Raw genomic sequence first — 24,105 nt, 5'->3', positions numbered from 1 at the left:
ATGTCCTCCATTCAGATTTTTGATCCCGCCCTCTGCTGCTCCAGCGGTGTCTGCGGTACCGAGGTTGATCAGGCACTGGTCACCTTCGCAGCCGACCTTGCCTGGGCAAAGGAGCAGGGAGTAGCCATCGAGCGTTTCAATCTGGCCCAGCAGCCGATGCAATTTGCCGAGACACCTGCCGTCAGCGCTTTTCTGACCCACGCCGGGGAGGAGGGGTTGCCGCTGGTGCTGGTGGAGGGGCAGGTGGTGTTGACCGGTCGTTATCCGAGCCGCAGTGAGCTGGCCCGTTATGCCGGGCTGCCTGCGCCGCAAGCGGCCATCAAGGGGATCGTCAAGGGCGGCTGCTGCTCCGGCAGCGGTTGCTGCTGAGTCGTGACGCACCATTCGGGAGAGGCTATGTACCATTTTCTGACCAATCCACCGCCGTTTCTCTTTTTCACCGGCAAGGGCGGGGTGGGCAAGACCTCGCTGGCCTGCGCCAGTGCGGTGGCGCTGTGTGATATTGGCAAGCGGGTGCTGCTGGTGAGCACAGATCCTGCCTCCAATGTGGGGCAGGTGTTTGCCACCGAGATCGGCAATCGGGTCACCGATATCGCCACAGTGCCCGGTTTGTCGGCGCTGGAGATAGATCCCCCCGCGGCGGCCAAAGCCTATCGGGAGCGGATCGTCGGGCCGGTGCGCGGCAAGTTGCCCGAGAGCGTGGTACGCAGCATCGAGGAGCAGCTCTCCGGCGCCTGCACCACCGAGATCGCCGCCTTTGACGAATTCACTGCGCTGCTGACCGACCAAACGCTGCTGGCCGAGTATGACCATATCGTCTTTGATACGGCCCCAACCGGCCACACCATCCGGCTGCTGCAATTGCCGGGCGCCTGGAGCGAATTTCTGGAGCAGGGCAAGGGGGATGCCTCCTGCCTGGGCCCGCTGGCGGGGCTGGAGAAGCAGCGCAGCCAGTATGCAGAGGCGGTCGCTGCGCTGGCTGATGCTGCCCGCACCCGTCTGGTGCTGGTGGCGCGGGCCCAGCAATCCACTCTGCGGGAAGTGGCTCGCACCCACGAGGAGCTGGCCGCCATCGGCTTGTTGAACCAGCAACTGGTGATCAATGGCCTCTTCCCCGAAGGCGCCATTGCCGGAGATCCGCTGGCAATGGCGCTCTGGCAGCGCGAGCAACAGGCTCTTGCCCAGATGCCGCAAGGGATAAAGGGGCTGGCGCAGGATCATATCCCGCTGCTGGCCACCAATCTGGTGGGGGTCGATAGTTTGCGGCTGTTGCTGCAATCAGAGGGAACAACCGCTCAATCCCCGACAGTACAGCCCACTGTCAAGCAAGCCCAGCCCGAGTTGAGTTCGCTGGTGGACGAGCTGGCCGCCGACGGTCACGGCCTCATCATGCTGATGGGCAAGGGCGGGGTGGGCAAAACCACGCTGGCTGCCGCCGTGGCGGTGGAGCTGGCGAGCCGCGGCTTGCCGGTGCACCTCACCACCTCGGATCCCGCGGCGCACCTGAGCGAGACGCTGGCAGGTAGCTTGTCCCATCTTGAGGTGAGTCGCATCGACCCCCACGCCGAGACCGAGCGTTACCGCGCCCAGGTGCTGGCCAGCAAGGGAGCGGCCCTGGACGAGCAGGGGCGGGCACTGCTGGAGGAGGACTTGCGCTCCCCCTGTACCGAGGAGATCGCCGTGTTTCAGGCCTTCTCGCGCATCATTCGCGAGGCGGGCAAGCGCTTCGTGGTGATGGATACTGCCCCCACCGGCCACACCCTGCTGCTGCTCGACGCCACCGGCGCCTACCACAGGGAGATCGCTCGCCAGATGGGAAACAAGGGGCTGCACTTCACCACCCCCATGATGCAGTTGCAGGACCCCAAGCAGACCAAGGTGCTGATTGTGACGCTGCCCGAGCCGACGCCAGTGCAGGAGGCTGCCAATCTGCAATCCGAGCTGCGCCGGGCCGGTATCGAGCCCTGGGGCTGGCTCATCAACCACAGCTTGCAGCAAGCCGCGGTCAGCTCACCGCTGCTGCAACTGCGGGCCGAGCGCCAGTTGCCCCATATCGAAGCGGTCGAGCAGCAACATGCCAGCCGCTACGCCGTGGTGCCGCTGCTCGCCGAGGAGCCAGTGGGGCCCGATGCCCTGCGCCGTCTCTGCCAGCACCATTGAGTCGCCGCCCCGGTCTGCTGCCGGGGCGGCTTGAATATGCCGTTACTTGTTATAAACCTGTGTTTTGAACCAATAGAAGATGCGGGATTGCGCCGCATCGGGAGCTGTGATGTCTGCAACATGTGATGCCAAGGCCGTGCCTGCCATCGGCTTTTTTGAACGTTATCTGACCGCCTGGGTCGCCCTCTGCATTCTGGTGGGGATTGGTCTCGGGCAGGGGTTGCCGGATCTCTTCAAGGCGATCGGCGCCATGGAGGTGGCCAAGGTCAACCTGCCGGTGGGGCTGCTGATCTGGGTGATGATCATCCCCATGCTGCTCAAGATCGATTTTGGCGCCCTGCATCAGGTGAAGGGCCACATGAAGGGGATTGGGGTCACCCTCTTTATCAACTGGCTGGTCAAACCCTTCTCCATGGCCTTCCTCGGCTGGCTCTTTATCCGCGTGCTGTTTGCCGACTGGCTGCCAGCGGATCAGCTCGACAGTTACGTAGCGGGCCTGATCCTACTGGCGGCGGCACCCTGCACCGCCATGGTGTTTGTCTGGAGTCGTCTCACCAACGGCGATCCCTACTTCACTCTGTCGCAGGTGGCGGTGAACGACCTCATCATGGTGTTTGCTTTCGCCCCGCTGGTGGCGCTGCTGCTCGGGGTCTCCAGCATAGTAGTGCCATGGGATACCCTGCTTACCTCTGTGGTGCTCTATATCGTCATTCCGGTCATCATCGCCCAGCTGCTGCGCAAGGCCTTGCTGAAAAAGGGTGAGGCCCATTTTGACGGCGTCATGACCCGCATCCAGCCCTGGTCGGTGGCGGCCTTGTTGCTCACTCTGGTGCTGCTGTTCGCCTTTCAGGGCAACGCCATCATTGAGCAGCCGCTGGTTATCGCCCTGTTGGCGGTGCCGATCCTGATCCAGGTGCTGTTCAACTCAGGGCTGGCTTACTGGCTCAACCGCAAGGTGGGGGAGAAGCACTCGGTCGCCTGTCCTTCTGCCCTGATCGGTGCCTCCAACTTCTTCGAGCTGGCGGTGGCTGCCGCCATCAGCCTGTTCGGCTTTCACTCAGGCGCGGCGCTTGCCACCGTGGTCGGGGTGCTGATCGAGGTGCCGGTCATGCTGCTGGTGGTGCGCATCGTCAATGCCAGCAAACCCTGGTACGAAGCGGGGCTGGGCCGTTAACTGATGGCCGCTAACAGATGGCCGCCAACTGATGCTATCCATTTTCTATTCACTTGATTCATGAGAGACACGCAAATGAGTGCAATCACCATCTATCACAACCCGGAATGTGGTACCTCCCGCAACACCCTGGAGCTGATCCGCAACAGCGGCGTCGAGCCCACAGTCATCCACTATCTGGAGACGCCCCCCTCCCGTGACCAGCTGGTGGCGCTGATCGCCGCCATGGGCATGCCGGTGCGCGATCTGCTGCGCAAGAACGTGCCCCCCTACGAGGCGCTAGGGCTGGCGGAAGATCGTTTCAGCGATGATGAGCTGGTCGATGCCATGCTGGCCCACCCCATCCTCATCAACCGCCCCATCGTCGTTACGCCGCTTGGCACCAAGCTGTGCCGTCCGTCGGAAGTGGTGCTCGATATATTGCCCGATCAGCAAAAAGGGGCCTTCGCCAAGGAAGATGGCGAGCAGGTGGTGGACGCGAGCGGCAAGCGCCTCAAGTAATCATCTGAACGCTCAAGTACGGATCGAAACAGGGCCAGCTTCACGCTGGCCCTGTTTCGTTGTGTGAACAAGTTGAAAAAGTTATTCCGGCTAATCGTTTTACCGCTTTTTCTGTGACGATGATCACTGTACCATCGCCGCCCGACCTGCCACCCGGCCGCATCTCCCCCTGCGACTGCGCTGGCGTCACCCGATACATGCTGTCACCCGGAACGTGAATGACCCCAGGATGGGACCCGCCACTAACCTGTAGGTTTGTGGTCTGCGTGTCGCGTGGGTCGGCACCTCTCCCGCCGGATCGCCCGCGACGCCTGTCTGCAGACTTGCCATATGAAACTCCTCTCTTCATAGGTGCAAGATGACACTGTTATTGAGTCTGGTCGGTATGCTGGCCCTGATGTTTATCGCCTGGTTGGCGAGTGAAAACCGCCGAGCCATCCGCTGGCGAACCGTGCTGGGTGCGCTCGCCCTGCAAACCGGTTTTGCTGCCCTGGTGCTCTATTTTCCCCCCGGACAAATCATGCTCGGTGCCATGAGCAATGGCGTCTCCGCCCTGCTCGGCTTTGCCGACAGCGGCATCCGTTTCGTGTTTGGCGATCTCGCCAGCAACGGCTTTATCTTCGCCGTGCGGGTGCTGCCGCTGGTGATCTTTATCAGCGCGCTGATTGCCGTGCTCTACCACTTCGGCATTATGCAGTGGGTGATCCGGGTATTGGGCGGTGCCATTCATCGTCTGCTTGGCACCAGCCGCGCCGAATCTCTGGTGGCCACCGGCAATATCTTCCTGTCGCAAGGGGAGTCGCCGCTGCTTATTCGCCCCTTCCTCGCCGGTATGACCCGCTCCGAACTCTTTGCGGTGATGACCTGCGGCATGGCCTCGGTGGCGGGCTCGGTGCTGGGCGGTTACGCCGGTCTGGGTGTGGATCTGAAATACCTCATCGCCGCCTCCTTTATGGCTGCGCCCGGTGGCCTGCTGATGGCCAAACTGCTGGTGCCGGAGCAGCAGCAGGTGAGCGATCAGACCGAGATCACCCTCGACAAGAGCGACTACAGCAACGCCATCGACGCACTGGCGGGCGGCGCCATGGGCGGCATGAAGATCGCCGTGGCCATCGGCACCATCCTGCTGGCCTTTGTCAGCGTGATCACCATGATCAACGCCGGTCTCACCACCGTCGGCGAGTGGTTCGGCTGGGCAGACCTCTCCCTGCAGCAGCTGCTGGGTTATCTGTTTGCCCCGGTGGCCTGGCTGATTGGCGTGCCCGCCAGCGAGATGATGGCGGCAGGCTCCCTGATTGGTCAGAAGGTGATCATGAACGAGTTTGTCGCCTATCTGGACTTTGCCAATATCAAGGCAGACCTGAGTGCCCACACCCAGATCATCATCACTTTCGCGCTGTGCGGTTTTGCCAATCTGGGCTCCATTGCGGTGCAGCTCGGCTCCATCGGTACCATGGCACCGGAGCGTCGTCACGATGTGGCCAATATGGGCTTCAAGGCGGTGCTGGCGGCGACCCTGGCCAACCTGATGAGCGCCACCCTGGCCGGGATCTTTGTCTCCCTATGATGAGATAAAGCTAGGCTGCGCCAGTAAAAAAAGCGCCCGCCCCATGTGGGGCGGGCGCTTTGCTTTATGGGCAGGGTGCTAGCGAGCGTTCGCTTCCCCCAGCCGTGGGTTAAGGGAGAGGATCCGGGTCTTGCTGACCCGGTGGCGATAGATCTCCCGCAAATAGAGCAGCGCCTTTTTCACCGATTCGCGGCTGAGGCGAATATCGTTGATGGAGACGAACTTCTCCTTCTCGCGGATAAGCTCCCGATATTTCTTCTCATACATGGGCTTGATGGCGTACCAGTTGGTATCGAGGATCTTGGCCGGGTTCTCGAACTCGTTGAGCATGCTGTCGAGCAGCGCATCGTTCCACTCCTCATTGCAGATCATCTCGATCACCGCCTTGTCCAGATGCTCATCGAAGCGATAGTGATCCTTGGCAAAGCAGCGCTTGATAAAGGCCACGATCAGGGTCAGGAAGTCATCGCTCAGGCAGGGGCTCTTGACGATCAGGGTGGTGAGGGAGATGTTGGCCGACGCCCCGATGACCAGCGCATAGCGCTTGAGGGTGGTATTGGGGAAGAGCCCGTTGAGGTGAGACTTGAGCCGGTTGAGATCCATATAGGAGAGCTTGTACTCCTTGGGCAGGGAGATGATCGACACCACCGATGAGCAGTTCTTGAAGAAGTGCAGCTCGTTGAGGTGGGCCGGGTCATGGCCACTTTTCACATAGTCGTCCAGATACTCCCGATAGTTGCCCGCCTCGATGGGCAGCAGACTGATCCCCTCGATGGCCTGGGTCATCTTGTTGAAGTGGGGCAGCTCGATGGAACGGGTGAAGAGATCGTCCACATTGAGCCCGTCCTCCTTGTCAAACAGGCAGCCGGGGGGCGAGATGGACTCGGCATACGCCACCGCCACCGGCCCCGCCAGACTCATAAAGAGGTCGTTGGCATCGAGTCGAATGGTCTCGCTGATATCGATGCCCGCCCGGCGAAAGTAGTTCTCGTCGTAGTCGGTGGTGACGGCCTGGGCGGTAAGAATGTTGAAGATCTGCTGGGAGATGTACTGGTTGGCGTACTTCTCCATGGTGTTGACATCAACATGCTGGATCTCGCCATCGTCGCTCTCTTCGGCGTAGCGCATGATGTCGTTGGAGATCAGCATCATGGCATTCCAGGGCCTGATCCGCTTGAGCATGCTGGCATCGCACGCCTGCTCGTTGTCGAAGTGATAGGAGAAGTCCCACTCCTCGGCCAGGTATTTGCACAGCAGGCGCCCCGCGTTGATGTGCAGCGCTTCCGAGATCTCGATACCCCGATCACAGATATTGGGCAGGATACAGATGCCGCTGGTGAAGATGGGATCGAACATAAAGTGCTCCCCGAGGGAGAGGTGCTCCTCCTCTTCTGACGGGGGCGAAAAGGTCTTGCTCATGTAGGAGTACTGCTGGGCCAGCCCGAACTCGGAGGCCATGCCGGAGCCGGTGCCGCCCCCGGCACTGAAGATGTAGAAATAGAGGCGGGACTGGTTGGCCTTGATGCCGCAGGAGTCCACCAGATAGGTATGAATGGCCTGCCACTCGGAGTTGGCGAAGTAGTGGGGGCTCTTGTTGAGGATGATCTTGGCCAGATACTGGCCAAGGATGGGGGCGTTACCCGCGCCACCCGCGTGGATCTCCGACAAGTCCATCACCCGCATCTTGGCGTAATCACGCAAGGAGCCACCTTCGCCGCTGCGATTGGAGTGGCGGATGCGGCCATCGATGTCCTTGTCCAGATCCCCCAGCATCACCATGGGCTCGATCAGAAAGACCGGCCGGGCCCCGTTGTTTGGCAGCCGCAGATTGCGCCGGATCCAGCTCACCGGACCAAACTCCTTCTCCCGCTTGCGTTGCTCTTCACTGTTGAACTCATTGAGATAAAAGCTGCGGGCGTTGTAGACCAGCGAGGCCACATCCTGCGCGATGTTGGAGCCGCAGCGCCCCAGCCCCACCAGACAGACGGAGGGAAAGTTGTGGGGCACGGTGGCGCCCGTTTCACTCTCTCCGATGGCGGCCGGAAACACCGCGTGGCGCAGCTGTTCCAGATTGGCAAGAATGCGGGCCAGATCCCCTTCGGTGTAGTAGAGGTAACGGTTGCCTGCGTCCTGCTCATCATCCGTGTTGATAGGTAGCAGATCGATATGCTCGGTCATGAAAAAAGATCCCTCTTGGCGGCGAATGTATATAAATCAGCAGCTTTGGACTGCCCGGTAACTCTAGATGATAAAAAGCGGGGACGCGGTGAGCGGAGGGCGAGAGTTGTGACTGTGTGATCATGGGCACAGCAACACGCCGGAAATCTGCCGGTACCCCTTACCGGGCGGATTGGGTGATGGCGCCCCATTCCCCTGAAAAGGGGGCGACCACACTCAACAACGTGTTGGCCGTGCGCCGGATCATCCCGTTCTGAGCGGCCTGTTTCCCTTGCACTGGCGTGGTGGCGCACACATGAAAAAGAATTTTTAGATTGGTTTTAGCACTTCCAATCGATTATTTGATTGGGCAGTAACGGCATTAGCGGTGTCAGATTAGGGGAGCAGGTTGGCCAACGCGCCGTCAGCCAGTCTTTACGCGGTCACACAAGGAGACACTCTGATGGAAACACTTGACCAGAAAATCGACACCATGCGAGAAGCATTTATGCAGCAGGAGCGCAAACAGGCCCACGACAAGTGGCAAGCCAGGGTCGAGGAGCTGCTACAGATACGGGGTGAGGAGAGACAACCGGAGGAGCAGGAAGAGTAGTGCTCGCTCTCGGGCGAAAGTTGAGGTAGCGAACCCTTCATATCGGCTACCTGTTATCTACCACCGATAAAAAAACCACCGACCTTTTGCAGGTCGGTGGTTTTTTATGGATTGCGGCCGATTGGATGGCCTCACTTCCGGGCCGAGCAATGGGGTCACATCCAGGGGCGTAGGGGCGCGACTACTTCGAATGGGTGACGGGCTCTTCGGAGAGCAACTCGTTAACGAGTCCTGCGGCCAGATGAATATTCGACTCCATCTGGTCGCCGTCCACCGCGTTCTCTTTCCATGATTCGGGGGCTTCGGGGTGTGGCCCGGAAACCGCCACCTTGCCTTTGCCGTATGAGCTGATCAGCGCGGCAATCTGATGGTTTTGAAAGTGGGCGATGACCTTGAGCTGCTCGGGGTTTGGCACCGGCGTAAATTGCGGGCCGGCCTGGTAATACATCTGGCGCTCTTCACCAAGCCAGTTGATCGGGAAGATCCTGGCGCTAAAGTCGCCGTCATAATCATCGGATGTCGCAGGGACAAGGCCCAGCGCCGGCACAAAGCCCTCTTCTTCAGACCAGCCGGTGGATGCCACAAAGGCACCCCCGCAGATCCCGAGGTAGCGGCCACCGCTTAGCAAATAGGTTTTTAATGCCGAGCGAGCGTCCGCGGTGAAGGCGTTGAGGAGCGGCTCAACATCGTCCTCAGTGCCGCCAACGATAAACACCCTGGCATTATCGAGCTCTGCAGGCAGCGCCTCGATATTGGAGAGATACCTGACCGGCAAGCCCACCTGCCTGACCACATCCGCAATCGCTCTGGTGCTATCCCCATCAGAAACCGGCCCGTTATAGATCAGCGCGTACGGCTCTTGCTGCGGCTGCGCAGAGGCGGCCTCTGCCATGCACCCTGTCATTAACCAAAGGCTGATAACGCTCGCAATCAGCCCGACGCTTTTTGATACATTCATCGCTGCCACTGTCCCTGTGATGTGAACCGAAGAGACTACTTATCACGATCCCGTTCTGCATGTCAGCCGCTGTTAAATGAACATTTCAAGTTAACGCACCAACGCTGATTGGGCCTGCGTTTAGCAAACAGCGAGCCAATACAGTGGGCGCACTTCACCTTCACTTCACCGAGCGGGGGTAGGGTAGCCTCACGTTTTCAGTTGGAGCTTCACCCTATGCCCACCATCGTCACCCACGCTGCCGTACCCCTCTGCCTTGGTCTCGGGCTTGGCAGCCGGATTATCCCGCCGCGCCTGCTGCTGGCTGGGGTCGCTATCGCCATGCTGCCCGATGCCGACGTGCTCGCCTTTAAACTGGGGGTCGCCTACGGCCATGTCTTTGGCCACCGCGGTTTTACCCACTCACTGCTGTTCGCCCTTGCCCTGCCCACGTTGGCCATGCTGTTTCACCGCCAATTTCGGGCCAGCGCCGCCACCGTCTGGTCATTTTTGCTGGTCTCTCTGCTTTCCCACAGCCTGCTCGATTCCCTCACCACCGGCGGCAAGGGGGTTGGCTGGCTCTGGCCGTGGCGTGATGAGCGTTTCTTTGCCCCCTGGCAGGTGATCCGGGTTGCCCCCTTCAAGCTGGAGGCCTATCTCACCGCCCGAGGTGAGGCGGTGATCCTCTCCGAGCTCTACTGGATCTGGCTGCCGGGGGTTGTATTGATGTTGGTGTTGATGGGATGGCGGGTGTGGGGGCCTGATTTTATCTTAAAAATGTGAGCCCTTTTTTATGATTAAATTTTGCTGGCTGTTATAGGTTTTGTCATGTCGAAAATAAATGTTCTTATGTTATCTAAAACTGGGCTGTTATCCCTAATACCAATTTTATTTACATGATCTTGGATGTCTATATCATCGCCAATATTTGGCTTATCGAACCACTCACCTTTGAAACTCAAAATACAGTAAGCACCATATTTAGATTTTGTAGAAGCCATATATGCTGGTAGTTGTTTAATGAGACCATGAGCTAGATCTTTAGAGTGAGCTAGTTTGAATTCCACGCAGAGCCTTACCATTCCACGATCTTTGACTGATGCGATTAAAACAAAATCGATATTACCAACGCCAGCACCATATTCTGGAATGATTTCGATATTACTTAATAGCATTTGATCAGACAACATACAGTGAATGACTGGCTGTAAGTCAACCTCTATTTTAGGTTTTCTAGATATTATTTTTTGCCCTTTGTACTCGATATTCCAAAATGATTTATATGCATTAGCTTCGCTGATTTTATCGTTGATAGATGATAAAGATGAATATACCCTGTTCCGAAACTCCTCCTCTGAATAATAGATGTCTTTATTTAAAAGACTATTCTTTCTTGCCCAGCGTAAAAGTTCGACAGGCGGGGCGACAGATTTTGTTTTTATCTCATAATGTTTGCGGGAATCTCTATTTATTCCACAGTTAAGGGTGATGCTTGAAGTTGACCAAATAACAAATGTTCGGATATCAGCAGAGAGATAAATAAACTCGTTAAGTTCTAAAACAGAAACAGTATCATTTCTTTGGAATACGATTGAATTATTTTGAAAGCTTAGGGAGAGAATGAATTCTTCATATTCTATATGGAATATTATTCCGCCATGTATGACCATGTCGCAAGAAACATCAAACATAATTGTTGCTTCTGTTCTAAATAAATCAGAAGGAATGAGTCCTCCTCGAAATGCAGGACTAATATAAACTATAGGTTCTATCATATAAATCCTTTTGACCGAAGATAAGTTGGTGACGGTGGTTGTGATTCAACCGGCTCAGGTCAGCCTTAATTACCGCCATAAAGATTATTCTTCCATCTTCTTGAGTATTGGCTATGATATGTCTTGCTCGAAAAGACAGGGTTCCTAATGTTTGTTATATTTTTATTTTATCACCATTATCTTGTTTATCTCGTATGTTGGGCTAAAAATCGTAGGTTGGAGCTGAACGAAGTGAAGCCCAACGTTTACCGCGAAATATATCTGTAAATCTATTTTATGGATCTGCCACATCCATATTTATCCCGATCTGGTCGGTGCAATAATGCTCGCCTGTTGGGCTTCGTTATGTTCGGCACCAACCTAAAAAAAAAACGCTACCGCCCCTGAGTGACAGCTCCCAGTTCGCTGCTGTTAACCTGCGAGATTGCAACAATCGCTGTCATGGTGTTCTTCCGAGAGGTTGATTGTCATTCGGGTATCTTAAGGGGGAGGGGGGCGCGTTGAGAAGCTTGTTTTGGCGGGAATCTGTGTTGGATCAATAAATTAGTCATCAGTGGTATCCAATGCGAGCAAATTTGGTTGCCGCAGATTCCCCTCACCCCAACCCTCTCCCGGAGGGAGAGGGCACAACACCCCCAGAGTCGCAAGTGGGGCGAAGCGATAAAAAGAAAGGGAGCCGGTCAGGCTCCCTTTTACATGGTTATGCGAACTGGCAACTCAGGGCCACAGACAGCTGACCCCATACCCGACCTTAGCGGTTGGTCGCGGCCTTCATCCCTTCCACAAACTCTTTCAGACGAGTCAGCATATGTTCCGGGTTCTGGTGGTGGGTCTCGATGATCTTCACCACGGCGGAGCCGGAGATGGCACCGGCGGCGCCCGCAGCAATGGCTTCACGCACCTGAGCCGGTTCGCTGATGCCAAAGCCGAGCAGGGCGGGGGGGGCGTTGAACTCGCGCAATGTGTTGATCAACCCCTCCACCGGCATGCCAGCCTTGGTCTCGGCACCGGTGACGCCAGCACGGCTCACCAGATAGGTGTAACCATTGCCAAGCTCCGCCACCTGTTTCAGGGTCTCGGCGTCGCCATTGGGCGGGGCGATAAAGATGCTGTCGATACCGAACTTGTCGGCGGCCGCCTTGTAGGGGGCGCACATCTGTACCGGCACGTCGGCGACCAGCACCGAATCCACGCCCGCCTGCTGGCACTTCTCGTAGAAGCCGTCGATTTTGCGCACATAGACCAGGTTGGCGTAGACCAGCAGGCCAATGGGCAGCTGCGGGTACTTGGCGCGGATGCGGCCAAGCAGCTCGAAGCAGTCGTCCGGGGTGGTGTGGCTGGCAAACGCCCGCAGGGCGGCGCCTTGAATGGTGGGGCCGTCCGCCACTGGATCGGAGAAGGGAATGCCGAGCTCGAGGGCATCGGCGCCCCCTGCGACCAGCGCATCAATGATGGCCAGCGAGAGTTCAGGAGTGGGGTCACCCAGCATCACGAATGGCACAAAGGCGCCCTGATTGGCTTCATCCAGACGGGAGAAGAGTTGTGCGTAGCGATTCATGACAAGGTTCCTTCTTTCTCGAAAATGTCAGCGACGGTGAAGATATCTTTGTCGCCACGGCCGGAGAGGTTGACGATGAGCACCTGCTCTTTTTCCGGTTCACTGCGGGCCATCTTGAGGGCGTGGGCCAGCGCGTGGGAGGACTCCAGCGCCGGTATGATGCCTTCGGATTTGGCCAGCTCCTGGAAGGCGTCCAGCGCCTCCTTGTCGGTCACCGAGGGGTACTCGGCGCGGCCGATGGCGGCCAGATGGGCGTGCTGCGGGCCGACGGAGGGGAAATCCAGCCCTGCCGAAACGGAGTAGGACTCCTGAATTTGCCCCTGATTGTCCTGCATCAGGTAGGAGTGCATGCCAAAGAAGACTCCCTTGCTGCCGTGACCGAGCGGCGCACCGTGCTCGCCACTCTCGATACCGTGACCGCCCGGCTCGACGCCGATCAGACGCACCGACGGCTCATCGATAAAGTCGGCAAACATGCCGATGGCGTTCGACCCGCCGCCGACGCAGGCGATCACCGCATCGGGCAGTCGCTCCTCCTTCTCGAAGCACTGGGCCTTGGCCTCTTCGCCGATCATCTTCTGGAACTCCCGCACGATAGTGGGGAAGGGGTGCGGACCCGCGGCGGTGCCGAGCAGGTAGTGGGCCGACTCGTAGTTGGCGGCCCAGTCGCGCAGCGCCTCGTTGCAGGCATCTTTCAGGGTGCTGGAGCCGGAGTGCACCGGAATGACGGTGGCGCCCATCAGCTTCATGCGAAATACGTTGGGCTTCTGGCGCTCGCAGTCCTTGGCCCCCATATAGACCCGGCACTTGAGGCCGAGCAGAGCGCAGGCCAGCGCAGTGGCCACGCCGTGCTGACCGGCGCCGGTTTCGGCGATGATCTCGTTCTTGCCCATCCGCTTGGCGAGCAGCGCCTGACCCAGCACCTGGTTGGTTTTGTGGGCGCCGCCGTGCAGCAGATCTTCACGCTTCAGATAGAGGCGGGTCTTGGTGCCCTTGGTCAGATTGCGGGTCAGGGTGAGCGGCGTCGGGCGACCGGCATACTCGGTCAGCAGGGACTGAAACTCGGTGATAAAGGCCGGATCATCCTTGGCATCGACAAAGGCTTTCTCCAGCTGGAGCAGGGCCGGGATAAGGATTTGGGGTACATACATACCGCCAAATTCACCGAAAAACGGGTTGAGCAGGGTCATGGCTTCTTCCTTGTATTAGCTAAATCGAAACATCAAAAAGGGTTGCGTTACAGGTTGCGCAGTGCGCCGAAGGCGGCTGCAATCTTGTGCGCATCCTTCTGGCCCGGGGCACTCTCTACCCCGGAGTTGAAATCAAGGCCGAGGCAGCCCACTTGTGCCGCTTGCAGGGCGTTGTCGGGATTAAGGCCCCCCGCCAGCATCAGTTTGGCTTTATCGAGCGTGGCCAACAGGGCCCAGTCGAACGCCTGACCGGTGCCGCCGCTCTGGCTGCCGACTTTTGTATCCAGCAGCAGGCGATCCGCCGGGTAGTCGAGGGCGGGCAGCGGCTCGCCGCTTTCCTTGCCAAGAGAGATTCCGACCGCTTTCCAGATCTGGCAGCCAGTCGGCAGCAGCGGGCGCAAGGTATCGATATAGGCGGCATCCTCATCCCCATGCAGCTGGACTGCGGCGAGCCCCAGCGCATCCACCGTCTTGGCGATGGTGGCGGGCTGGGCGTTGCGAAAAACCCCGACGTAAGAGAGCGGCGCACCCGCCATCACGGCGCGGGCGGCGGGGATGTCCACATAGCGCGGGCTTTTGGCCACAAAAATCAGGCCGCCAAATACCGCACCCGCCTGATGGGCTGCGGCGGCATCTTCGGCACGGGTCAGGCCGCACACCTTGTTCTGGCCCAGTACCAGCTTGCGCACTGCGGCTTCCAGATCCGGCTCGGCCATCAATGACGAGCCCACCAGAAAGCCCTTGGCATGGTGGCGCAGATCCGCCACCTGAGCGCGGTGGTTGATGCCGGACTCGCTGATCACTACCCGATCGCTTGGAATGTCTTTGGCCAGCTGTTTGGTGCGGTTGAGATCGACGCTCAAGTCGCGCAGATCCCGGTTATTGATGCCGATGACCGGCGCACCCAACGCGATGGCCCGGGTCAGCTCCTCTTCATTGCTCACCTCGGTGAGCACGCCAAGACCCAGCTCCTTGGCCACCGCGAACAGGGCGCGATAGCCCTCGTCGGTGAGCACCGAGAGCATCAGCAGGATGGCGTCTGCCTGATAGTGGCGGGCCAGATAGACCTGATAGGGGTCAATCATAAAATCCTTGCAGAGCACCGGCTGGCTGACGCGGCTGCGCACCCGCGGCAGGAAGGCGAAATCCCCCTGAAAGAACTTCTCGTCGGTCAGCACCGAGATGGCGGTGGCGTATTTGCCATAGATGTCGGCGATGGCCTCCGGGCTGAAATCGTCGCGGATCAAGCCTTTGGAGGGGGAGGCCTTCTTGCACTCCAGAATAAAACGGGTGGAGCCCGCCTTGAGCGCGCCGACGAAATCCCGATCGCTGGGGGTCAGCGCGCTCTGGAAGCTATCCAGCGGCTGGGCCAGCTTGCGGGCGGCGACCCACTCCTGCTTGGCCGCCACGATTTTGCCGAGAATGGTCTGGCTGATGGAGGCCATGTTCAGAAAACCATGGGGAGCAATAAGGTCTGACATCTCGTTATCCTTGCGAAACTGGCTCTTGCCCTGTGGGCGTTCTGAATGACTGCTGTGCAATGTGGTGGCTGACATCATGCCTCCTGATGACCCGCTTCCTGATGACTCAGGGTGGCCAGCCGAGCGGCCAGATCCGCTGTCTTGCCGCTCGCCAGCACTGCCAGCACCTCGGCCGCCGCGCTCTTGAGATCCTTCGCCTTGCCCGCCATCAGCAGCAGCGGTGCCACGTTGGCGGCGATGGCGGCGTTGTGGGCCGGGGTGCCACGTCCTTCCAGAATGGCGGCGGTGATGGCGCGGTTCTCTTCCGGTTCCCCGCCCTGAATGGCGCTGACCGGATAGGTCTCCAGGCCAAAGTCAGCCGGGGTGATCATAAATTCGCGGATCTCGCCGTCACGGATCTGGGCCACCTGGGTCGGGCCGTGGATGGCGATTTCATCCAGCCCGGCACCGTGCACCACCATACCGGTTTTCAGCCCCAGTGCCAGCAGGGTTTCTGCGATGGGGCGCACCAGCTCGGGGGCATAGACTCCCATCAGCTGATAGGTGGGGCGAGCGGGGTTGATAAGCGGCCCCAGCACATTGAACAGGGTGCGGGTCTTGAGGGCCTGACGTACCGGCATGGCATGGCGCACCCCGGCGTGGTACTGGGGGGCGAACAGGAAGCAGATGCCGAGCTCATCCAGACAGCGACGTGCCTGCGCCGGGCTCATGTCGAGCTTGATGCCCATCTTGTCGAGCAGATCGCTCGAACCCGACTTGCTCGAGACCGAGCGGTTGCCGTGCTTGGCCACTTTCAGGCCGCAGGCGGCGGCGACCAGCGCCGAGGTGGTGGAGACGTTGATGGTGTTGAGGCCATCGCCACCGGTGCCGACGATGTCGCAAAATTCATAGTCCGGACGCGGGAAGTCGCGCGCTTCTGCCAAGAGGGCCTCGGCGGCGCCGGCGATCTCCTCCGGGGTCTCCCCCTTGATCTTGAGGGCGGTCAGCAGGCTTGCGAGCACGATGGGATCCACTTCGCCACGTACCACCTGGCCGAAGGCGTCACGGGTACTTTCACGGCTCAGAGACTGACCCTGATAGAGGGTGTTGAGATGTTGATGCATGTTGGTCTCCTTACCGCACACTGCTTTCTGGACGGGTGATATGGGCGAGCGCCTGAGTCAGCAGACGGGCCCCTTCCGAGGTCATGATGGATTCGGGATGGAACTGGAAGCCCAGCACCCGCTCATCCTGCTGCTCGATGGCCATGGGCATGCCCTGATAGTGGGCAATCACCGTCAGCTCTTCCGGTACATAGGTGGCGACCAGCGAGTGGTAGCGGGCCACCGGCAGCGGGCTCGGCAGACCGGCGAAGGCGCCGTGGCCGTTGTGCTCAATCAGCGAACGCTTGCCGTGGACGATCTCGCCCGCCGCACCGACGGTGCCGCCGTAGGCTTCGCACAGGGCCTGATGACCGAGGCAGATGCCGAGGATGGGCACCTGACCGCGGGCCAGCTTGATCAGATCAATCAGGCAGCCCGCCTCGTGGGGGGCGCCCGGCCCCGGTGAGAGCACCAGCACGGCGTCCCCTTCGCAGGCGGCGATCTCGCTCATGATGCGGCTGGCCGGCAGGCTGTTGCGGTAGATCCGCACCGGATAGCCGAGGGAGCGGAACTGGTCGACGAGGTTGTAGGTAAATGAATCGAAGTTGTCGAGCAGGAAGATATTAGTCATGGCTCACGTCCTTATGTTGCTCCTGCTGAGCGCTCAGGGCTTGCAGAGAGGTGCCATGGCTGGCAGCGATGGCGGCCAGCACGGCGGCCGCCTTGGCGCGGGTTTCGTCCGCTTCGGCTTGCGGCTTGGAGTCATAGACCACGCCGGCACCGGCCTGCACGTGGGCCACGCCCTCTTTGACAAAGGCGGAGCGGATCACGATGCAGGTATCCATCTCGCCGTCGCCGTTGATGTAGCCGACCGCGCCGCCGTAGCTGCCGCGGCGCTTGCCTTCCACCATGCGAATAAGCTCGCTGGCGCGGATCTTCGGTGCGCCGGTGAGGGTACCCATGTTCATGCAGGCCTGATAGGCGTGCAGGGCGTCAAGGTCGGAACGCAAGGTGCCGACCACCTTGGAGACCAGGTGCATCACGTGGCTGTAGCGATCCACTTTCAGCAGCTCCTTGACGTAGCGGGTGCCGGGTTCGGAGATGCGGGCGATGTCGTTGCGGCCCAGATCCACCAGCATCAGGTGTTCGGCCACCTCTTTCTCGTCCTGACGCAGCTCCAGCTCGATACGGCCGTCGAGATCCCGGTTGATGCTGCCATCCGGGTTGAAACCGCGGCGGCGGGTACCGGCGATGGGGTACATCTCCACGTCGCGGCTGGCGGCGCAGAATTTCACCGCGCTCTCGGGGGAGGCGCCAAACAGGGTGAAGCCCTCATCCTGTACGTAGAACATGTAGGGGCTGGGGTTGGTCTGTTTGAGGCGGCGATAGGCGGCCAGGGGGCTCGGGCAGGGCAGGGAGAAGCAGCGGGACGGCACCACCTGAAAGATGTCGCCACGGCGGATAAAGCCCTTGAGCTTCTCCACCTCGGCGCAGAACTGTTTGTCGCTCTTGTCCACGCTCATGCCGCCGGTCAGGGGCTGGGTGGTCAGCTCGGCGCTTAGAGGTTGCTGGCAAATCTGTTTGAAGTCGGTGAGTCGTTCGGTCAGGCGGGTGTATCTGTCTTCCACCTGGCTTTCGTCGCTGTCGCCGCCAAAGATGCAGGCGAGCAGTTGAGTGGTGCGTTCGATATGGTCGATGGTGATCAGGGTCTCGGCCACGTAGAAGCAGTAGTCGGGGCAGTTGTTGCTCCCCTCCGGCACTTCAGGCAGATCTTCAAAAGAGGCGATCAGGTCGTAAGCAAAGCTGCCCGCCATAAAGAGGGCTTCTTTACCCAACTGGCAATCGAGCTCCCGCTGCAGGGTGCGCAGCACGTCCAGCACGCTGCTCCCCTTGAGGCGGGAATCTTCGTCCAGCTCCCGATCGGAGGCCGGGAAGTCGAGTTGCAATTCGCCATCTACCAGCGAGCGGGCAACCACCGCAGGCAGCCGCTCGGCCAGCAGGCTTTGCAACTGGGCACCGTTGTCATTGAGGCTGCGAACCCGCACGGTGCGACCACGGCACTCGATGCGCAGGCAGGCGTCTACCAGCAGCAGGCTCTGCTTGCCCGCCTTGGAGTCGATCTCCACCGATTCCAGCAGCAGGTTGTTGGGGCGGCCCTGACAGAGACGGGTATAGAGCGCCAGCGGATCGGCCACATAGGGGGCGTTGAGTTTGAGGGTATCGAATTCACCCAGAGGAAGGCGATGTGTGGCTGTCATAGTGCGTTCCCTTGCGTGTGATGCGTGTTACCGATGTTCATGACGTTGAATTCCTTGAAAATTTAATTGGTCCGGGGTGGCTGGTTCAGGGGCGCCATCGCCAGGTCAGCTTGCTTGTCTGAATTCTCGGTTTCATCACAGGTCCATTTGCCGGATAATAAAAAAGCCCGCTGGGGTCAGCGGGCTTTTTCTTTGGGTTCTTAATTTGCTGTCAGATTACAGGTACAGCAACGACCACACGCCCGCATGTCAGGGAGTGTGCCACCACCAGATGGTCAGGATGGAAGTCGTTTGCATGATAAAGTCCTGTAAAAAGATGTTTGCAATGAAGTGCCTACAGAAAACGATAAAGCCGCGGCCAAGTCAAGTCGCTTTTTAGCCTTCTTTCACCGATTTGCCATGAATGGTGACCTGACCACGAGAGCGGAATAACCTGATGAGATTCGATCTTCACTGCCATACCACTGCCTCCGACGGGGTGCTGAGCCCAGCCGAACTGGTGCGCCGCGCCGCCGAAAAACAGGTCGAGGTGTTAGCGGTTACTGACCACGATACCCTTGCCGGGCTTGATGAAGTACGCCGCACCATCGACGCTGAGCAACTGCCGCTGCGACTGGTGAGCGGGGTCGAGATCTCCACCGGCTGGGAGCATCACGAAATTCATATCGTGGCACTGGGGGTGGATGAAAAAAATCCGCAGTTGACCGACTTTCTGGCCGGTCAGCTGGCTCGCCGTGAGGCGCGCGCGCTGGAAATCGGGCGTCGTCTGGAGAAGTGCCTCATCCCCGGCACCTATGAAGAGGCCAAGGCGCTGGCCGGTGATGCTGCCGTGACCCGCGCCCACTTTGCTCGGGTGCTGGTGGCGCGCGGGGTGGCCGACAACATGCAGAAGGTATTCAAAAAGTACCTGAGCCGTGGCAATAAAGGCTATGCCCCGGCCGAGTGGCCCGAGATGAGCGAAGCCATCGCGGCCATTCACGCCGCCGGTGGGCTGGCGGTGCTGGCCCACCCCAGCCGTTACGATCTCACCGCCAAGTGGATCAAGCGGCTGCTGGTGGCCTTCAAGGCGGCCGGTGGCGATGCCATGGAGGTCTCATTGCCCCAACAGAGCCCGCAGGAGCGGGCCAATCTGGGCCTGTGGGCCAAGGATCACGACCTCTATATCTCGGTGGGATCGGATTTTCACTTCCCCTCCAACTGGACCGAGCTGGGCCGCCACCTCTGGCTGCCAAAGGAAGGCATGCCCGTCTGGCTGGCCTATCCCGGTCACTTTGGGCTCACCATCGAGCAACATGCCGAGCTGCTGGCGAGTCGGTAATGGCGCCAGCGAAGCGGCCACAAACAGGTTAAGGTAGTGTCATGGGTCTTTGATCCGTGACCATACGAGCGGGCAGGTATTGCTGCCCCCATTGCGAGAACAAGCTATGAGTCAGCATTTTTACGTACATCCTGAAAACCCCCAGGCCCGTCTGATCGGTCAGGCGGTACAGATCATCCAGAACGGCGGCGTGATCGTCTATCCGACCGACTCCGGTTATGCGCTGGGTTGCCAGATGGGTGACAAGGGCGCGCTGGAGCGCATCTGTCGCATCCGTCGCCTCGACGCCAACCACGACTTCACCCTGGTGTGCCGCGATCTCTCCGAGATCTCCACCTACGCCAAGGTCGACAACAGCGCGTTTCGCCTGATCAAGAACAACACCCCGGGCGCCTACACCTTCATCTTCAAGGCGACCAAAGAGGTGCCGCGCCGCCTGATGAACGAGAAGAAAAAGAGCATCGGCATCCGGGTGCCGGACAACAAGATTGCTCAGGCGCTCTTGGAAGCCCTCGGCGAGCCGCTGCTCTCCACCACATTGATCCTGCCGGAGTCCGAGATGGCCGAGTTTGACCCGGAAGAGATCTTCGACAAGCTGGGCAAGCAGATTGATCTGGTGGTCAACGGCGGCTATCTGGGCGAGCAGCCCACCACAGTGGTCGATTTCTCTGACGACGAGCCGGTATTGCGTCGTCGCGGCGCCGGAGATCCAACCCCGTTTGAGTGATGTCGCTGAACCGGTGACAGTCCCCTCCGCCGAGACGGGGACTGGCGCCGCGCTACCCATCGCGAAAGTCCTGGGGCAGCCCTATCACGAGCTGCCCCAGGATCTGTTCATCCCGCCCGATGCGCTGGAGGTGTTCCTCGATACCTTCGAGGGGCCGCTGGATCTGCTGCTCTATCTCATCCGGCGCCAGCAGCTCGATATCCTCAATCTGCCGATCCTGCAGATCACCGCCCAGTACATGGAGTACGTGGAGCTGATGCAGGGGCTCAACCTTGAGCTGGCGGCTGAATATCTGCTGATGGCGGCCTGGCTCGCGGAGATAAAATCCCGCCTGCTGCTGCCCAAGGCGCCGGAGCTGGAGGATGAAGAGGAGGGGGAAGACCCGCGGGTGACCCTTATTCGCCGCCTGCAGGAGTACGAGCGTTACAAGGTAGGTGCAGAGAGGGTCAATGAGCTGCCACGGGTGGAGCGGGAGATTTATATCGCCACCGCCTTTCCCCCCGATTTTGGCGCCCTCAAGCCACTGGCGCCCGATGTTTCGCTGGTTGAGCTCGCCCTTTACATGCAAAGTGTGGTAAAACGCGCGACTCATTTCGAACATCACCAGATCCGCCGCGAACAGATCCCGACCCGGGTGCGCATGGCGGAGATCCTTGCCATGCTCACGCTGGGGCAGACCCTGCGCTTTGAGCAGGTGCTGCGTGCCGAAGAGGGGCGCATGGGGGTACTGGTGACGTTTCTGGCCCTGCTGGAGCTGTGCAAGGAGCAACTGATCTGGATCCTGCAGGCAGAACCGCTGGGACCAATCCATTTCGCATTGGCCGAGCAGAGCGAGGAGGGCAACCGTGGCGCTGCCCACTGAACGACTCAAGACCCTGATCGAAGCGGCGCTGTTTGTGGCCGGTCGCCCGCTCAATGTCAGCGAACTGAAAAGCAGCGTGCTGGCGGATTATCCGGTGACCAGTCGCTATGTTCAGCTGCTGTTGGCCGAGATCAGGCAAGATTACAGCTCGCGAGGCGTCGAGCTCAAGGAGGTCGCCTCCGGCTGGCGCTTTCAGGCGCGTCAGGAGTATGCCGAAGAGCTCTCGCGGCTCTGGAGCGAGCGGGCGCCGCGCTATTCCCGCGCCGTGATGGAGACGCTGACCCTGATCGCCTATCGCCAACCCATCACCCGGGCCGAGATCGAAGCGATCCGCGGAGTGGCGGTGTCGAGCCAGATAGTGAATACCCTGAAAGAGCGTGGCTGGGTGCGCAGCATCGGCCACAAAGAGGTGGCGGGTCGCCCCGAGCTGCTCGCCACCACCAGAGAGTTTCTGGATTACTTTAATCTGCAGAGTCTGGAGCAGCTCCCCGAGCTGGATCCGGAGCTGCAACCCCTGTTGCCCTCTGCGGTGGACGGGGAGAGCGATGCCCGGTGAATGGCGCCCAAGTGTGCCAATGTCACCGAGATATACATTTTTCAACTGTGGCGAGTGCTCCAACCGGCGTTTGTTACAGTTAACCCCGTTGCCCCTTTTACCAGTGGGCAGCGATCAACAATCAGGTAACCCCGATGAGTGAAAAACTGCAAAAAGTGTTGGCCCGCGCGGGTCACGGCTCCCGTCGTGAGATGGAGGCCCTGATCACCGCAGGTCGGGTCAGTGTGGATGGCAAGGTCGCCACACTGGGGGATCGCGTCGAAGTGAACGCCGTGATCCGGGTGGATGGTCACCAGGTCAAGACCCGTGCCGCAGAGGAAGTGATCTGCCGCGTACTGGCTTACCACAAGCCGGAAGGGGAGATGTGTACCCGTCACGATCCGGAAGGTCGTCCCACCGTGTTTGATCGTCTGCCCAAGATGGAAGGTGCCCGCTGGATCGCGGTCGGCCGTCTCGACGTCAACACCTCCGGTCTGTTGCTGTTCACCACCGACGGTGAGCTGGCCAACCGTTTGATGCACCCGAGCCACGAAGTGGAGCGGGAATACGCGGTACGTGTCTTTGGCGAAATTACCGAAGCCATGCTGCAGCGTCTGCGCAAGGGCGTGCAGCTGGAAGATGGCACCGCCAAGTTCAACAAGATCAAACCGGCTGGCGGTGAGGGTCTGAACCAGTGGTTCAACGTTACCCTGACCGAAGGACGCAACCGTGAAGTGCGCCGCCTGTGGGAATCCCAGGAAGTGCAGGTGAGCCGCCTGATGCGGATCCGCTACGGCGACGTCAAGCTGGACCGCGGCATCCCGCGCGGCGGCTGGCAAGAGCTGAAACTACCGGAAGTGAACTACCTGCGCGGTCTGGTCAACCTGCCGCCGGAGACCGAATCCAAGGTCGATCTGCAGCAGGATGGCAAAACCAGCCGTCACAAGCAGGCCGCCCAGATCCGTCGCGCTGTGCAGCGTCACAAAGAGATGCAGGGCAAAGAGCCGCGTGCCCGCGCCACCACCGCCCGTCGCAAGCCGCAAGCCTCTACCCGCAACTCCGGCACCGGCAGCAAGTAAGCCGACAACCCGTTGCGAACTGTGTGCCGTCAAATAGCGCACAGTCGGCCAAGCAAAGGCCCGCACCAACAGGTGCGGGCCTTTTTGTATCAACCCCCCTGGCTGGCAAAAGGGTGGCTGGTGAGACGTTGAGGGGCATTTCTGTCGTCTGCTTGCCCGCAGACTCGCCGCTGCGGTTGCTCTGCTCCGGTGAGCTTGTTAGCCTGTGCGGCTCTGATAGAGGAGTGAACGATGAGCAAGGTACTTGATGAGCTGCTGGCGTTGCTGGCGCTGGAAAAAATCGAGGAGGGCCTGTTTCGGGGCCAGAGCCAGGATCTCGGTCTGCGGGCCGTGTTTGGTGGACAGGTAATGGGGCAGGCCTTGTCAGCCGCCAAGCAGACGGTCGAGACCGGCCGTCAGGTTCACAGTTTTCACTCCTACTTCCTGCGTCCGGGGGATGTGACCCGTCCCATCGTCTACGACGTGGAGAATATTCGCGACGGTCAGACCGTCTCCACCCGCCGGGTCAAGGCGATTCAGGGCGGCAAGCCCATCTTCTATCTCAACGCCTCGTTTCAGGTGCCGGCCGACGGCTTCGAGCATCAGGCGCAGATGCCCACCGGCATCACCCCGCCGGAGGAGCTCAAGAGCGAGCTGGAGCTGGTGCGTCCCTACGAGAACCTGATCCCGGCCTCTCTGCGCGACAAGATCCTCTGCGAGCAGCCCATCGAGATGCGTCCGGTGACCCTGGTCGACCCTATTCGCCCGACGGTGCAGGATCCGGTGCGTCACGTCTGGTTCAAGGCTAACGGTCAGATGCCGGACGATCTGCGGGTGCACAAATACCTGCTGGCCTACGCCTCCGACTTCAACTTCCTGCTCACCTCGCTGCAGCCGCACGGGGTGTCGTACTGGGAGCCGGATATGCAGGTGGCCACCATCGATCACTCCATGTGGTTCCACCGGGATTTCCGCTTCGACGACTGGCTGCTCTACGTGGTAGACAGCCCGAGCGCCAGCAGCGGTCGCGGTCTGGTGCGCGGCCAGTTCTTTACCCGTGATGGCATGCTGGTGGCGAGCACCATGCAGGAGGGGGTGATCCGCCGTCGCGGCAGTTAAGGCCTCAAAGCGGATAGCAAAACGGGGTGGCTT

22 protein-coding genes are annotated in these 24,105 nt (G+C 59.8%); 13 read left to right on the top strand and 9 right to left on the bottom strand.

Translation table 11 applies throughout. The features are described from left to right. The 5 genes from arsD (at position 1) to WBR25_RS14550 (ending at position 5,402) form a co-directional block, all read left to right on the top strand. Positions 1-369: an arsenite efflux transporter metallochaperone ArsD gene (arsD, locus tag WBR25_RS14570; RefSeq protein WP_005347398.1), complete on the top strand. Its 369-nt coding sequence runs from the start codon at positions 1-3 to the stop codon at positions 367-369. Between the two features lie 27 nt (positions 370-396). Beyond that, positions 397-2,160, top strand: coding sequence for an arsenical pump-driving ATPase (gene arsA / locus WBR25_RS14565; RefSeq protein ID WP_479748417.1), 1,764 nt, complete (start codon positions 397-399; stop codon positions 2,158-2,160). A gap of 109 nt (positions 2,161-2,269) precedes the next feature. Then, on the top strand, positions 2,270-3,334 hold the full coding sequence (gene arsB, locus WBR25_RS14560; RefSeq protein ID WP_479748415.1) for an ACR3 family arsenite efflux transporter: 1,065 nt from the start codon (positions 2,270-2,272) through the stop codon (positions 3,332-3,334). A 75-nt stretch (positions 3,335-3,409) separates the two neighbouring features. Then, positions 3,410-3,835: a glutaredoxin-dependent arsenate reductase gene (arsC, locus tag WBR25_RS14555; protein WP_479748413.1), complete on the top strand. Its 426-nt coding sequence runs from the start codon at positions 3,410-3,412 to the stop codon at positions 3,833-3,835. Positions 3,836-4,193: 358 nt separating this feature from the next. Beyond that, entirely contained in the window at positions 4,194-5,402 is a 1,209-nt protein-coding gene (locus tag WBR25_RS14550; RefSeq protein WP_021230483.1) for a NupC/NupG family nucleoside CNT transporter, read from the top strand. Between the two features lie 78 nt (positions 5,403-5,480). Here WBR25_RS14550 and WBR25_RS14545 read toward each other — a convergent pair whose 3' ends face one another. Next, entirely contained in the window at positions 5,481-7,580 is a 2,100-nt protein-coding gene (locus tag WBR25_RS14545) for a hypothetical protein (RefSeq protein WP_479748412.1), read from the bottom strand. A gap of 442 nt (positions 7,581-8,022) precedes the next feature. Between WBR25_RS14545 and WBR25_RS14540 the strand changes: the two genes are divergently transcribed. After that, complete coding sequence (locus tag WBR25_RS14540; protein ID WP_005338159.1) at positions 8,023-8,172, top strand: hypothetical protein; 150 nt, start codon at positions 8,023-8,025, stop codon at positions 8,170-8,172. A 181-nt stretch (positions 8,173-8,353) separates the two neighbouring features. Here WBR25_RS14540 and WBR25_RS14535 read toward each other — a convergent pair whose 3' ends face one another. Beyond that, entirely contained in the window at positions 8,354-9,130 is a 777-nt protein-coding gene (locus WBR25_RS14535; protein WP_479748410.1) for a BPL-N domain-containing protein, read from the bottom strand. 216 nt (positions 9,131-9,346) lie between these two features. Here WBR25_RS14535 and WBR25_RS14530 point away from each other — a divergent pair, with 216 nt between their 5' ends. Beyond that, the gene (locus tag WBR25_RS14530; RefSeq protein WP_479748408.1) at positions 9,347-9,892 is read left to right on the top strand and encodes a metal-dependent hydrolase; all 546 of its coding nucleotides are present in this window, start codon (positions 9,347-9,349) and stop codon (positions 9,890-9,892) included. A gap of 14 nt (positions 9,893-9,906) precedes the next feature. Here WBR25_RS14530 and WBR25_RS14525 read toward each other — a convergent pair whose 3' ends face one another. From WBR25_RS14525 to WBR25_RS14495, 7 genes are all read right to left on the bottom strand, one after another. Continuing rightward, complete coding sequence (locus WBR25_RS14525) at positions 9,907-10,884, bottom strand: hypothetical protein (protein WP_479748407.1); 978 nt, start codon at positions 10,882-10,884, stop codon at positions 9,907-9,909. A gap of 751 nt (positions 10,885-11,635) precedes the next feature. Further along, positions 11,636-12,442 (bottom strand): tryptophan synthase subunit alpha, encoded by an 807-nt coding sequence (gene trpA / locus WBR25_RS14520; RefSeq protein WP_019445645.1) that lies wholly within the window; start codon positions 12,440-12,442, stop codon positions 11,636-11,638. Continuing rightward, positions 12,439-13,632: a tryptophan synthase subunit beta gene (trpB, locus tag WBR25_RS14515; RefSeq protein WP_088869817.1), complete on the bottom strand. Its 1,194-nt coding sequence runs from the start codon at positions 13,630-13,632 to the stop codon at positions 12,439-12,441. Before trpB ends, trpA begins: the two co-directional genes overlap by 4 nt. 47 nt (positions 13,633-13,679) lie before the next feature. After that, positions 13,680-15,188: a bifunctional indole-3-glycerol-phosphate synthase TrpC/phosphoribosylanthranilate isomerase TrpF gene (gene trpCF / locus WBR25_RS14510; RefSeq protein ID WP_479749912.1), complete on the bottom strand. Its 1,509-nt coding sequence runs from the start codon at positions 15,186-15,188 to the stop codon at positions 13,680-13,682. Continuing rightward, positions 15,188-16,216, bottom strand: coding sequence for an anthranilate phosphoribosyltransferase (gene trpD, locus WBR25_RS14505; RefSeq protein WP_323923942.1), 1,029 nt, complete (start codon positions 16,214-16,216; stop codon positions 15,188-15,190). The genes trpCF and trpD overlap by 1 nt, the downstream gene beginning before the upstream one ends. Positions 16,217-16,226: 10 nt before the next feature. Then, positions 16,227-16,826: an aminodeoxychorismate/anthranilate synthase component II gene (locus WBR25_RS14500; protein ID WP_005359135.1), complete on the bottom strand. Its 600-nt coding sequence runs from the start codon at positions 16,824-16,826 to the stop codon at positions 16,227-16,229. Further along, entirely contained in the window at positions 16,819-18,453 is a 1,635-nt protein-coding gene (locus WBR25_RS14495; RefSeq protein WP_479748404.1) for an anthranilate synthase component 1, read from the bottom strand. Before WBR25_RS14495 ends, WBR25_RS14500 begins: the two co-directional genes overlap by 8 nt. A 436-nt stretch (positions 18,454-18,889) precedes the next feature. On the opposite strand from WBR25_RS14495, the gene rnm reads away from it, so the two are divergent. From rnm to tesB, 6 genes are all read left to right on the top strand, one after another. Further along, positions 18,890-19,771 (top strand): RNase RNM, encoded by an 882-nt coding sequence (gene rnm / locus WBR25_RS14490; RefSeq protein ID WP_479748402.1) that lies wholly within the window; start codon positions 18,890-18,892, stop codon positions 19,769-19,771. 106 nt (positions 19,772-19,877) lie between these two features. Further along, positions 19,878-20,498 carry an L-threonylcarbamoyladenylate synthase gene (locus tag WBR25_RS14485; protein ID WP_021231208.1) on the top strand — a complete coding sequence of 207 codons (621 nt, stop codon included), beginning with the start codon at positions 19,878-19,880 and terminating at the stop codon, positions 20,496-20,498. Next, complete coding sequence (locus WBR25_RS14480; RefSeq protein WP_167572313.1) at positions 20,491-21,360, top strand: segregation and condensation protein A; 870 nt, start codon at positions 20,491-20,493, stop codon at positions 21,358-21,360. The genes WBR25_RS14485 and WBR25_RS14480 overlap by 8 nt, the downstream gene beginning before the upstream one ends. After that, on the top strand, positions 21,344-21,916 hold the full coding sequence (gene scpB / locus WBR25_RS14475; protein WP_005350230.1) for an SMC-Scp complex subunit ScpB: 573 nt from the start codon (positions 21,344-21,346) through the stop codon (positions 21,914-21,916). Before WBR25_RS14480 ends, scpB begins: the two co-directional genes overlap by 17 nt. A 134-nt stretch (positions 21,917-22,050) precedes the next feature. After that, entirely contained in the window at positions 22,051-22,974 is a 924-nt protein-coding gene (gene rluB, locus WBR25_RS14470) for a 23S rRNA pseudouridine(2605) synthase RluB (protein ID WP_005347347.1), read from the top strand. Positions 22,975-23,205: 231 nt separating this feature from the next. Further along, complete coding sequence (gene tesB, locus WBR25_RS14465; protein ID WP_019445657.1) at positions 23,206-24,072, top strand: acyl-CoA thioesterase II; 867 nt, start codon at positions 23,206-23,208, stop codon at positions 24,070-24,072. Positions 24,073-24,105: the final 33 nt, after the last annotated feature.

This window comes from Aeromonas sp. MTB (assembly GCF_056632455.1).
This window is presented reverse-complemented; position numbering and strand designations above follow the sequence as displayed.